The organism is Microcystis sp. M109S1, assembly GCF_020247025.1.
Lineage (GTDB): Bacteria > Cyanobacteriota > Cyanobacteriia > Cyanobacteriales > Microcystaceae > Microcystis.
In genome coordinates this window covers 1-11,617 of the sequence record NZ_JADBRW010000259.1, presented here as the reverse complement: position 1 = coordinate 11,617, position 11,617 = coordinate 1, and the positions used below count along the sequence as shown (strand labels likewise).

Below are 11,617 nucleotides of genomic sequence, written 5' to 3'. Positions count from 1 at the left end.
TCTGACGACAAAGATTTTTACTGGTTTTTCATTCACCGTTGTTTATCGGAACCCCTGCGCTATGTTTGACGAGGTTTTCGCTACCCTCCCTTTTTGTCTCTTATGCAGACTTTCGAGTTCAAGGGTTCAACTCAATCGAGCTATTCACTACCGCCCACTCAGGGGATTTAAACCAATTTCATTTTCACATAAAGCCGTCCTAAAAGGACGGGGCTTTAACCCAAAATTTTGGTAAAAAAGTTATCTTGTAATTAAATCTTGATACAATAGTCTTCCGTGTCTTGGATCACCATTAGAACAACCCCCAGTCGTTGGGAAGCCGATTGGCTACAGGAAATGCTCAAAGCTCACGACATCCCCAGTCGCGTTATCGCTATTGGCCTTGGTATTTATTGCGGCCAGGGGCATCAGGCCGCCCTACAAGTCCGTCCCCAAGATCGCTGGACAGCACTTTTGTTATTAAGTCCTCTAGAGGAAAGTCTATAATTGTCTTTATTTTAAACTATGTCTCTATTTGATTGGTTTGCAAATCGCCAAAAAACAGAACCCAAGGTTCAACAACAACAGGAACGAGAAATAGCCGATGGTTTATGGACAAAATGCCCAAATTGCGGCGTTTTGGCCTATACGAAGGATTTATTAGCTAATCAACTGGTTTGTCTCGATTGCGGTTATCATAATCGGGTCGAAAGTGAAGAAAGAATTCGCCAGTTAGTGGATGCGAATACTTGGAATTGCCTCGATGAACAGATTCGACCGACGGATCCGCTCAAATTTCGCGATCGGAAAAGTTATAGCGATCGCCTGCGGGAAACCCAAGAAAAAACTGGTCTGACGGATGCTGTCCAGACGGGAACGGGGACGATCGATGGTTTACCCTTAGCTTTAGGGGTGATGGACTTCCGTTTTATGGGGGGTAGCATGGGATCGGTGGTGGGAGAAAAACTCTGTCGTTTGACGGAACAAGCTACCGATGAACGTTTACCCCTCGTGATCATCTGCGCTTCCGGTGGGGCGAGAATGCAGGAAGGAATGTTAAGTTTAATGCAGATGGCCAAGATTTCTGGCGCCCTTAACCGGCATCGAGAAGCAAAGTTACTCTATATTCCCGTCTTGACTAATCCCACCACGGGAGGAGTCACGGCCAGTTTTGCCATGTTGGGAGATATTATTATCGCCGAACCAAAGGCTACTATCGGTTTTGCTGGTAAACGGGTAATCGAACAGACTTTGCGCGAGAAATTACCGGAAGGTTTCCAAACATCGGAATACCTATTAAAACACGGGTTTGTCGATGCGATCGTTCCCCGTACCCATCTCAAGAAAACCCTCGCTCAATTAATCAGTTTACATCAGCCCTTTTTCCCCTTGTTATCCCCCCTCAACAGCCATCATCACTACAGTCAACCGGAGTTAATCCCTCTGAAAACAGCCCAAGGTCAAACAACAGTTTAATCCCTGTAAGACGGCACTGGAGTTGAAAGTCTGAGCATTTGTACTAAAATATCCCGATAGGCAGTTTAAATGTAGTACAGCTTACTTAACTGGGTTGACAATGATCGCAAAGTCCAAAAAATTCGAGAGTGTGGTAATAAACCTTGAATTGGTGGGATTTTTCGAGTTTTTCTTCCAATTCATGAACGGGACACTCATTAAAGACGATAGACCGACCGCAATGAATACAGGTAAGATGGTGTTGATCCTGCTGAACGGAACTGTAGAGGGATTCTCCTGTGGCTAGGGTTCTCACCTGCACTGCTCCCTGTAGTTTTAGGGATTCTAGGGCGCGGTAAACAGTGGCTAACCCCATATTTTGGTCACGCTGACGGAGTTCCACAAACAATTCCTGAGCGGATACTGCCCGATTTAAGGTTTTGAGTAAGTGGATAATGCGCTCTTGCGATCGGGTGCGTTGGGATTTCATATCAAAAAGGTCAGCGATCAAAGTTAATTCTATGCCAAAAAATTATCAGTGCTGTATTTATGTTACCCTGCGCCCCTCGGTGCTCGATCCGGCGGGTACGGCCGTAGAATCGGGATTAAAGCAATTAGGTTATGATACTGTAGCCGGGGTGCGAATTGGTAAGTATATTGAGCTTACCGTGACAGCAGCGGACGAAACCAGCGCTCGCGCTCAATTGGCTCAAATGTGCGATCAACTATTGGCTAATCCTGTGATTGAAAATTATCGCTTTGATTTGCATTGTCAGTCAGGAGATAGGGGATAGGGATTAGGGGATAGGGGATGGGGGATAGGGGATAGGGGATAGGGGATAGGGGATAGGGGATAGGGGATAGGGGATAGGGGATAGGGGATAGGGGATAGGGGATAGGGGATAGGGGATAGGGGATAGGGATAAAAGACAATTTTATTTCCCCAACACCCAACAACCAACAACCAACACCCATCTGATAAGAGCTTTTTGCAAAATGAATTAACCAAGTTAAAAATTATGAAGTTTGGGATTATTGTTTTCCCCGGATCGAATTGCGATCGAGATGTGGCAACGGTGACGGAGGGGATTTTTCGGCAACCTACCCGCTATGTTTGGCATCAAGAGACGGAGCTATCGGATTTGGATGTGATCGTGGTGCCGGGGGGATTTAGTTACGGCGATTATTTGCGCTGTGGTGCGATCGCTCGGTTTTCGCCAGCGATGAAAACTGTCCGAGAAGAAGCTGAAAAAGGTAAATTAGTTTTAGGCATCTGTAACGGTTTTCAGGTATTAACGGAAATTGGGCTGCTACCCGGTGCGTTAATTCGTAATCGCGATTTACATTTTATCTGCGATCGAGTGCCGGTAAAAGTGGAAAATAATCAATCTGTCTGGACGCGAGGTTATCAACCGCAACAGGTGCTTAATTTGCCGATTGCCCACGGGGAAGGGCGTTATTATGCCGCAGAAGATACGTTAAAATCTCTGGAGGATAACGGACAAATTCTCTTTCGTTACTGTACTGCCACAGGAGAGGCAAATGAGTCAGGGAATCCTAACGGATCGTTAAATAATATTGCAGGAATTACCAATAAAGCCGGAAATGTGCTAGGAATGATGCCTCATCCCGAACGCGCCGCCGATCCGCTGCTCAATTTGACCGATGGGAGTCTGTTATTTGAGGAGATAATCAATTGTTGTTGACTAGACCTCTTGTAAAAATCAAAAATTGTTGTTAGGGTCAGTAGTCAGTAGTCAGTAGTCAGTAGTCAGGAGAATTAAAAATGAATAATAATCAATTAAATGGTCTATTTACAGACTTTAGGCAATTTAATCCTTATTTTTGCCGTTTTTAAACCCTCAAATAGTTGGGTTTTTGGGTTTTTGGGGTTTTAGTTGAAATTTCCCTGATAACTGATAACTGATAACTGATAACTGATAGCTAAAAAACTGATAATCCTGTGGCTGTTTTAAAAGATAATCGGGCTACCGTCCAAAAGGTTCTCTGGATCACCCTGATGCTGAACATTTTGGTTATGGCGATCAAAGCGGGGGTGGGTTTGAGAATTGGTGCTTTAAGTCTGCAAGCGGATGCTCTCCATAGTGTCACCGATAGTGCGAATAATGTCTTGGGATTGGTAGCGATGCGGTTTTCCTCTCCCTATCCCGATCGAGATCATCCTTACGGACATCTGAAATACGAAGCGATCGGAGCTTTAGCGATCGCCGCCTTTTTGGGGATTGCCTGTTTTGAAATTTTGCAAGGGGCGATCATGCGTATTATCAAAGGAGGCAAACCGATCGAGATTGCCGGTCCTGAGTTATGGCTATTAATTATCGTTTTAGGGGTGAATATTTTTGTTACTTATTATGAAAGATCGGTGGGGCAGCGTGTCGGTAGTGCGATTTTGATTGCCGATGCTCGTCATACCATGAGTGATGTGTGGGTGACAATTACGGTTTTATTGGGTTTAGTGGGGGTTTGGGTGGGTAATACGGCTAATATTCCCCAATTACAATGGTTAGATGCGATTTTGTCCTTTCCCGTCGCTTTTTTGGTGTTTAGCAGTGGTTGGAAAGTCCTGATGGAGAATTTACCTTTGTTAGTGGATGAAATGGCGATCGCTCCTGAAGTGATTCATCAAATTGTGATGGAGGTGCCGGGGGTGCTTAATTGTCATGCGATCGCATCTCGGGGAGTGGTGGGAAGACAGGTATTTATAGAAATGCACCTAGTTGTCTCCGCTCAAGATGTGGAAACTGCTCACGCAATCACGGAAGCGGTAGAAGCAAGATTAACCCAACAATTTAGCCCTGTGAGAATTTTAATTCACGTTGAACCGCCGGATTATCGTTCCGATCAGATCACTTTTGATGAAGAAGTGTGAAGCAAAAAGGCCTAAAATAAGTAGCAAACTTTTGCTAGAGGTGGCCATGACGACAGAAAATCAAGCTAGAAGCATAGTAATTACTGGTGGAGCAGGATTTATCGGCTCGAATTTTGTTCATCATTGGTGCGAGAATTATCCTGAGGATCGTGTAATTGTTCTTGATGCTCTTACCTACGCGGGCAATTTGAATAATTTAGCGACACTGAAAGATAGAAAGAATTTCCGTTTTCTGCAAGGGGATATCTGCGATCGAGCTTTAGTTGATGAATTATTTGCTGGTGAAAATATCGATACAGTTGCCCATTTTGCCGCCGAATCCCATGTGGATCGATCGATTCTTGGACCTGGGGCTTTTGTGCAAACTAATGTGGTGGGAACTTTTACTCTATTAGAAAGTTTTCGGCAACATTGGTTAAGTAATCATCAACCGGATAACTATCGTTTTCTGCACGTTTCCACCGATGAGGTTTATGGCAGTTTAGGAGTAGATGATCTGGCTTTTACCGAAACTACTCCCTATGCTCCTAATAGTCCCTATTCTGCCTCAAAAGCGGGGAGTGATCATCTAGCGAGAGCTTATTTTCATACCTACGGAATGCCGACAATTATTACTAATTGCTCTAATAATTATGGTTCCTATCATTTTCCCGAAAAGTTAATTCCTTTGATGTGTATTAATATTCTTTTGGGTAAACCTTTGCCCGTTTATGGTGATGGTCAAAATGTTCGAGATTGGTTATATGTGCGGGATCATTGTCAAGCTTTAGATACAGTTATTAACCAAGGAAAAGCTGGAGAAACCTATAATATTGGCGGAAATAATGAAGTAAAAAATATCGATTTAGTCAGTATGTTATGTGAGTTAATGAATGAATTAGCTCCCGATTTACCCGTGAAACCTGCTCAGAATTTAATTACTTTTGTCAAGGACCGCCCTGGACATGATCGCCGGTATGCTATTGATGCTAGTAAAATTCGCACTGAATTAGGTTGGCAACCTCAAGAAACGGTAGAGGGGGGATTAAGAAAAACCATTCAATGGTATCTCGATCATCGGGATTGGTGGCAACCTTTGTTATCCAAAGAATATCAAGAGTATTATGGGAAAGTTTACGGTTAGATAAGGGTAAAAACTTTAATCTTAATTTTGGGTGTGTTAGCCAAAACTAACACACTTATTACTTTAGCTAGATTAATATTTTAATTGTCAGTGATTAAGATCACAGAAAAATCTCAAAAAAATAGTTAGGTTTGAGAGATAATAGGAGCAGATCAGGCTAAGACTGGTAATCTTGACTTTTTATTAGCAGCAACTATGGCTTATAAAAGAAATTATCGCCGCCGCAAGAATCGGCAATCGGGAAGGACAATTCCAGGGATTTTCATCTTTTTAGTTTTAATGTCCGTTGGGATGGCATTTAAAAACCAAAGTTCTCAACTGCTCAGGAATTTTCAATCATTTAAACCAGCCAATAACTTAATTTATAATACTAATAATCTGCAACTTTCTCAGCCAATTATTCCTGGGAATAATCACCAAGTTAGACAGGGAAATTATCAAAATATTGATCGTCTAGCTCGCAGCATCAATTACCAAGGAAATTCTCTATCAGAATTAGCAACAATTCTATCTAAATATGCCAAAACAGAAGCAGAAAAAGCCCGCATTATTTACGTTTGGATTACCCATAATATTACCTACGATGTGGCAAGTTTTTTAAGGGGTAATTACGGTGATGCGAGTCCTTATGTGGTTCTCAAAAATCGTTTTGCTGTCTGTTCAGGGTATGCCAATCTTTATCAAGCTTTAGCAGAAAAAATGGGATTAAAATCAGCAGTTGTTATCGGTTATGCTAAAGGATTCGGCTATCTAGTGGGCAATGCTAGTGATGCTAACCATGCTTGGAATACTGTCAGAATTAATAATGCTTGGTATCTAATTGATGCAACTTGGGGTGCGGGAGTAGTCAATAACAATCAATTTCAACGGCAATTTAATCCTCATTATTTTGCTACTCCACCCGCACAATTAATTTATAGTCATTTCCCCGAACAAACTCAGTGGCAATTATTACCGAAAGTTTATAGAAAACAACAATTTGATTCTTGGCCGATTGTGACATCACAATTTTTTCGAGATGGCATAAAATTAGTCAATCACAATAGTTATAATATCCAGTCTTCAGGAATAACAGAAGTTATTTTACAAGTTCCTCCTCACACCCAGATTTCTGCTCAATTGCAGCAAAATAATTTACCTATCAATAGCCATTTACCCTTAATTCAAAGAGTCAATGGACAAGCAACAATTAAAGTTTCCTTTCCCCAAGCTGGAAGTTATGATTTGATGGTTTTCTCTAAAAATAAATCCGATAAAAATAACCTTAATCATGCTTTATCCTATCGAATCACCAGCAATGCTATGGGTGTTTCTATCCCGAAAACCTATGCTACTTTTGAAGAAAATAATGCCTATCTTTATAGTCCCACAATAGCCAAATTAACGAAGAATCAATTGGTAAATTTTAAAATCGAAGTACCTAATGCTTTAGATGTGGTTATCATTGATCAATCATCGGGTAACTGGACTCCTTTAGCTAAGTCAGGTAATTTATTTTTCGGTAATGTTAAAGTTGGTTCAGGAAAGATAACTATCGCTGGCAAGTTTATCGAGGGTAATAACTACGCTAGTTTAGTTGAGTACGAGTAATTTGTCTTTGAGTCATTAAGGAGCAAAAGAATGAATCTTGATACTTTTAACAACTCTCAGAAAATCCTTATCGAAGATGATAAAAGTTTACTGATGTTTGAAAATAAAGAAATTATTTTGGTTGGTCAATTTAAAAATCAAATAATTGAAGAATTAGAAGACTATATTTCTGACTTTGTTCTCGATGGTGTAATGTTAAAATCGAAAAGTTATATTTGTGGTCAGATAGCTAAACTAGATTGGGTTTATTATCCGAGAGATAGACAAATATTAAATCTATTAATTTTAGGAGAAAAACGATGGAGACAAGGTAAAATTAAAGTTTATGGTCAATGTGACTTTTCTCCTATTTTAGAAAAATTAGCCCATCAAGAATATGACTACTCGCAATTATTACAGATATTAAAAGAGCAAGGATTTAAAAATTTCAATGAAACTCGTCAAATAAAAATTACCCTAGAATTTATTCCTGAAAATAGCCCACTGGAACAAGAATCAGAGTCACCCCTAGAGTAAATTTGTATGTTATTATGATTGAATAGGGAATAATTAAGGAGCAAAAGAATGAATATTAATACTTTTAACAACTCTCGGAAAATCATTATCGAAGATGATAATAGTGTATTGATGTTTGAAAATGAAGAAGTTATTTTGGTGAAAAAAATTAAAGAAAAAATTCAAGCAGATTTTTTGAAGTATATCGGCGAATATACTTCCTATGGAAGACTAAGAAGAGATATATCAGATCCTGGTTCTACATTTGGTCAAATTAATAAAATTGAATGGGTTCATTATCCGAGTGAAGGGAAGGATTGTAAATTATTAATACGGGGTGAGAAAGACTGGAGAACAGGAAAAGTTAAAACTTATGGAGAATGTACTTTTTCTAGTGTTTTAGAAAAACTGCCTAAAAAAACGCCTGAACGTCCAGATTATGATAACGAATTTCTGCGGGAATTACAAAAACAGGGATTTGAGCATTTAAATGAAACTCGTCAAATAAAAATTACCCTAGAATTTATTCCCGAAGAAAGCACAATTGAGCAAGAACCAGAATCACCCCTAGAGGAGATTCGGCAAATGCTGCGAGAAAATACAGAAAAAACTAACTTCAATTCCTGAAAACCTAATTAGGTAATAAGGAAAATAAATTAAAGCAATCTCCTCTCTCCTGCTGTAATTATCATGGCAAAAACTCCGAGAATCCCGATTCCGATCGAAGTGAGAAAATATGTTTATCAAAGGGATAATTATCAATGTCAGAGTTGCGGTAAACCCGAAAAATTAGCCCAACTTTCCATAGATCATATAATTCCCTTAGCTTTAGGTGGCAGTAACGACATTAGTAACCTGCAAACCCTTTGTTTATCCTGTAATCGCCGCAAAAAAGACCATTTAGACCCGCGCTTTCGGCGTTATTTTCAATGAATATGCAATGGCTGCCGACCGTTCCCTCGATCGCCACTTGTGGAATTACCGCCGGGATGAGTTAGAATCGGAAAGGAGAATTTTTTAGTAACCATGATCAAATTACGTCTAAAACGCTTTGGCAAAAAACGCGAAGCCAGTTATCGTATCGTTGCGGCCGTTAGCACCAGTCGTCGCGATGGTCGTCCCCTAGAGGAATTAGGATTTTACAATCCCCGCACCGATGAAGTGCGTCTGGATGAAGAAGGGATTATCCGACGCTTACAACAAGGAGCGCAACCAACGGACACCGTACGCAGCATTCTCACCAAACAGAAAATTTTCGAGAAAATCAATGCCTAGTACCCCCAACTATCTCGAACTGGTGAAATTTATTATCGAGCCGTTTTTGGAAGATCCGGCCAGTCTGAGATTGGATATCGAGCGCTGTCAGGAAAATCAACGTCTTTGGGTGCGTGTAGCCTTCGATGATGCCGATAAAGGCAAAGTTTACGGCCGGGGAGGACGCAATTTACAGGCGATTAGAACTACCCTAGAAATGGCGGCCGCGAGTGTGGATCGCTCTCTTTATCTAGAAGTCTATGCGGCCGAAAATGAAGGCGAACAGCGCCGCACCCGTCGTTCTAATGGTAACTTTGAAGGTACGGAAAGAAGACCGAGCAATCGCCGACCACCCGCACCCCGGCAGCCGAACAACTAACGAGCGATTTTAGGAAAACAGGGAAGGGGTTTCATCCTCGACCCTCTCCAGTTGCTCTAACTGCTGCCAAACTTTGGCGAGTAAAGTGGTTAATCCGGCTCCCGTAACAGCGGAAATAGTCAAAATCTCGGCATTAGTTATTTTAGCAAACTGCTTTTGATAGTTATCTATCGTTTCCTCGTCCACAGCATCAATTTTGTTGAAAACCAGTATTTGCGATCGCTTTTCTAATCCCCGACCATAGGCGGCTAATTCCCCTTGAATAATTTGATAATCGGCGATCGGGTCTTCTGATGTCAAGGAGACAAGATGAATTAACAGGCGTGTGCGTTCGATATGGCGTAAAAATTCGTGTCCTAAGCCGATTCCTAGGTGCGCTCCCTCGATTAATCCAGGAATATCGGCGAATACCGTCCCGTCTCCCGTGGGTTTGCGTACCACTCCCAAGTTAGGAATGAGAGTCGTAAAGGGATAATCGGCGATTTTGGGACGAGCAGAGGAAACGGCCGAGATTAGGGTGGATTTCCCCGCATTGGGCAGCCCGATCAGGCCTACTTCCGCTAATAACTTCAATTCTAGGCGTAAATGGCGTTTTTCTCCCTCTAAACCGGGTAAAGCGTATTCGGGTGCGCGATTATTATTACTTAAAAAGTGGCGGTTGCCTAATCCCCCTTTTCCCCCGGCGGCCACGATTAAAGTCTGTTCGGGAGTTACCAAATCGCCGATAATTGCCTCGCTATCGAGATCGTAAACCACTGTACCACAGGGAACTTTAATAATGCGATCGCTACCGTTGGCCCCGGTGCAGTTGTTGGGGCCGCCCCGTTTGCCGTCATCGGCCTTAAAATAGCGACTATACTGGAAATCTAGCAGGGTTTGCAGGTTCTGAGTCGCCACGAAAATCACCGAACCACCTTTTCCCCCATTACCTCCGGCCGGACCGCCGGCGGGGACGTATTTTTCCCGACGGAAAGCGACAATTCCATCACCTCCCTTACCCCCTTCTACTTCTATTTCGGCGCGATCAATAAACTGCATAAGATTAAGTAGTTAAAGTGAAAAAATGCTCAAGATCATTGCTTGTTCTACAAATACTGTGGCGTATTCTCAGGCAATTTGTGTTTGTTCCCTAGTTATTTCAATAACTTGATCATAATCTCCTAATTGTCGTAAATCATAGGTAATTCTTAACGCTTTTGATAGTTCTAATGGTAATTCCCCTGTTTGAATAAAATGTTGAGAAAATTGCTGTCGTACCCCTCGATGACTGCGCGTATTGATATTTTTAACTATTAACAGAGCTTGGACTGTACAATAAATGGCATAATAGCAACGAGAAATACAAGCACGATAATAATTTTTTTCAAGTAATAGGGTGGCCGCTTCTAATTCTTCATTAGCTTGATTGATATAGGACGAAATTTGGTTTTGGTTCACAGGAAAATCCCTTCTCGGCGAATATTGTCCATTAATGGGGTTTGTCGATGAACAAAGTCTTCATCGGCGATGGGAATCAAAGAAATGAAGGTATTATATTTAAGGTCTAGTTGAGTAGCGATGTCTGCCATCCGAATCACTTCATCTCCAGGGGAAATGGGGCCTTTTAATACGACCATAATATCAATATCTGAGTCCTCATTGGCGTTACCCCTCGCTTGTGAACCAAAAAGGATGAGTTTTACTAACCGTTTTCCATAAAACTTTGCTAATTCTTGGCGAAATTCTTGTAGTATAGGCATTAGGGTTTGTAATTGAGCCATTGTTTTATTAGCTAGAAATTATTGTATTTGGCCAAAAAATGTATTATGGTGGACTTGCTTCTGCTGATCGTAGCACTTCTAATTGATTTATGAGCATCACCGCCACCAGCGACTAACATCCCTAATACCTTGATACACTTCTCTTAAAGCGACCTCCCCCCCCCAAATGAAGGATTAAAGGGACTAAATGGGGAATAGTTTCGAGAAAATGAGGACGAGTGAGAGTACCCAAAGCCTGAAGGGTTGGGAACATCTCATTTTGGATTTTGGATTGGGGGATTGTCTGTGTGAGCCAGTTTCAGGAGAAAACTTCCCATCTGTAGAAGGCGATTGGCGAAAATGGGATGCTCCCATCGCCTTTGCTGTTTTAATAGGGTCGAGGTTGAAAATTATCGGGAATATCTAATTCAAATACTTGGTCATGAATCCGAGCCACATAAAACCCTTCTTGCAGAATTTTTTCCCGTAATCCTGGGGATAAATCAACCGCCGCTAATATGCCATAGAGTTTTTTATCTTTGTGTTCAGAGAAAAAGCTGCGAAACCGTTGTAAAATACTTTTTAATTGAGTAATAGATTCCTCTTTGGCATGACTTTTAACCTCAACGATATAGGCGGTATTTAGCTCACCATTGGTATAGGCAAGGACATCAATTTCTAGGTGTTGTCCATCTTTACTGACTCGCACACTG

The 11,617-nt window shown here is 41.4% G+C and carries 16 protein-coding genes and 1 pseudogene; 12 read left to right on the top strand and 5 right to left on the bottom strand.

The genetic code is table 11. The features are described 5' to 3' along the window. Positions 1-276: 276 nt before the first annotated feature. Both IM322_RS13030 and accD read left to right on the top strand, forming a co-directional pair. Positions 277-486 carry a hypothetical protein gene (locus IM322_RS13030; RefSeq protein WP_193957096.1) on the top strand — a complete coding sequence of 70 codons (210 nt, stop codon included), beginning with the start codon at positions 277-279 and terminating at the stop codon, positions 484-486. Between the two features lie 18 nt (positions 487-504). Continuing rightward, a complete protein-coding gene (gene accD, locus IM322_RS13025; RefSeq protein ID WP_287698981.1) occupies positions 505-1,455 on the top strand; it encodes an acetyl-CoA carboxylase, carboxyltransferase subunit beta in 951 nt (316 codons plus the stop codon). 85 nt (positions 1,456-1,540) lie between these two features. Here the strand turns inward: accD and IM322_RS13020 are convergent, their stop codons facing one another. Continuing rightward, complete coding sequence (locus tag IM322_RS13020; RefSeq protein WP_002802309.1) at positions 1,541-1,924, bottom strand: Fur family transcriptional regulator; 384 nt, start codon at positions 1,922-1,924, stop codon at positions 1,541-1,543. Positions 1,925-1,955: 31 nt separating this feature from the next. On the opposite strand from IM322_RS13020, the gene purS reads away from it, so the two are divergent. The 10 genes from purS to IM322_RS12970 all read left to right on the top strand — a co-directional run bounded on the left by purS (position 1,956) and on the right by IM322_RS12970 (position 9,165). Next, entirely contained in the window at positions 1,956-2,228 is a 273-nt protein-coding gene (gene purS / locus IM322_RS13015) for a phosphoribosylformylglycinamidine synthase subunit PurS (protein WP_287079735.1), read from the top strand. Between the two features lie 225 nt (positions 2,229-2,453). Beyond that, positions 2,454-3,140 carry a phosphoribosylformylglycinamidine synthase subunit PurQ gene (gene purQ / locus IM322_RS13010; RefSeq protein WP_287673872.1) on the top strand — a complete coding sequence of 229 codons (687 nt, stop codon included), beginning with the start codon at positions 2,454-2,456 and terminating at the stop codon, positions 3,138-3,140. 257 nt (positions 3,141-3,397) lie between these two features. Then, complete coding sequence (cdf31, locus tag IM322_RS13005) at positions 3,398-4,324, top strand: CDF family zinc efflux transporter Cdf31 (protein ID WP_287673871.1); 927 nt, start codon at positions 3,398-3,400, stop codon at positions 4,322-4,324. 46 nt (positions 4,325-4,370) lie between these two features. Then, on the top strand, positions 4,371-5,447 hold the full coding sequence (gene rfbB / locus IM322_RS13000; RefSeq protein WP_287673870.1) for a dTDP-glucose 4,6-dehydratase: 1,077 nt from the start codon (positions 4,371-4,373) through the stop codon (positions 5,445-5,447). A gap of 195 nt (positions 5,448-5,642) precedes the next feature. Beyond that, positions 5,643-7,037: a transglutaminase domain-containing protein gene (locus tag IM322_RS12995; RefSeq protein ID WP_287673869.1), complete on the top strand. Its 1,395-nt coding sequence runs from the start codon at positions 5,643-5,645 to the stop codon at positions 7,035-7,037. A gap of 30 nt (positions 7,038-7,067) precedes the next feature. Next, on the top strand, positions 7,068-7,553 hold the full coding sequence (locus IM322_RS12990) for a KGK domain protein (RefSeq protein WP_287673868.1): 486 nt from the start codon (positions 7,068-7,070) through the stop codon (positions 7,551-7,553). Positions 7,554-7,601: 48 nt separating this feature from the next. Next, the gene (locus tag IM322_RS12985; protein WP_287673867.1) at positions 7,602-8,159 is read left to right on the top strand and encodes a KGK domain protein; all 558 of its coding nucleotides are present in this window, start codon (positions 7,602-7,604) and stop codon (positions 8,157-8,159) included. Between the two features lie 63 nt (positions 8,160-8,222). Further along, positions 8,223-8,465 (top strand): HNH endonuclease, encoded by a 243-nt coding sequence (locus tag IM322_RS12980; protein ID WP_002746947.1) that lies wholly within the window; start codon positions 8,223-8,225, stop codon positions 8,463-8,465. A 93-nt stretch (positions 8,466-8,558) separates the two neighbouring features. Further along, positions 8,559-8,807 (top strand): 30S ribosomal protein S16, encoded by a 249-nt coding sequence (rpsP, locus tag IM322_RS12975; RefSeq protein ID WP_002736858.1) that lies wholly within the window; start codon positions 8,559-8,561, stop codon positions 8,805-8,807. Then, complete coding sequence (locus tag IM322_RS12970) at positions 8,800-9,165, top strand: KH domain-containing protein (RefSeq protein ID WP_287673866.1); 366 nt, start codon at positions 8,800-8,802, stop codon at positions 9,163-9,165. The genes rpsP and IM322_RS12970 overlap by 8 nt, the downstream gene beginning before the upstream one ends. Before the next feature lie 9 nt (positions 9,166-9,174). On the opposite strand, the gene obgE is transcribed toward IM322_RS12970, so the two are convergent. The 4 genes and pseudogenes from obgE to IM322_RS12950 all read right to left on the bottom strand — a co-directional run. Then, positions 9,175-10,203 (bottom strand): GTPase ObgE, encoded by a 1,029-nt coding sequence (gene obgE, locus IM322_RS12965; RefSeq protein WP_287673865.1) that lies wholly within the window; start codon positions 10,201-10,203, stop codon positions 9,175-9,177. Between the two features lie 69 nt (positions 10,204-10,272). Next, complete coding sequence (locus tag IM322_RS12960) at positions 10,273-10,602, bottom strand: HEPN domain-containing protein (protein ID WP_002762465.1); 330 nt, start codon at positions 10,600-10,602, stop codon at positions 10,273-10,275. After that, the gene (locus IM322_RS12955; protein WP_287078039.1) at positions 10,599-10,925 is read right to left on the bottom strand and encodes a nucleotidyltransferase domain-containing protein; all 327 of its coding nucleotides are present in this window, start codon (positions 10,923-10,925) and stop codon (positions 10,599-10,601) included. The genes IM322_RS12960 and IM322_RS12955 overlap by 4 nt, the downstream gene beginning before the upstream one ends. A 367-nt stretch (positions 10,926-11,292) precedes the next feature. Further along, a pseudogene (locus IM322_RS12950) lies at positions 11,293-11,617 on the bottom strand (DUF3782 domain-containing protein); the annotation flags it as partial.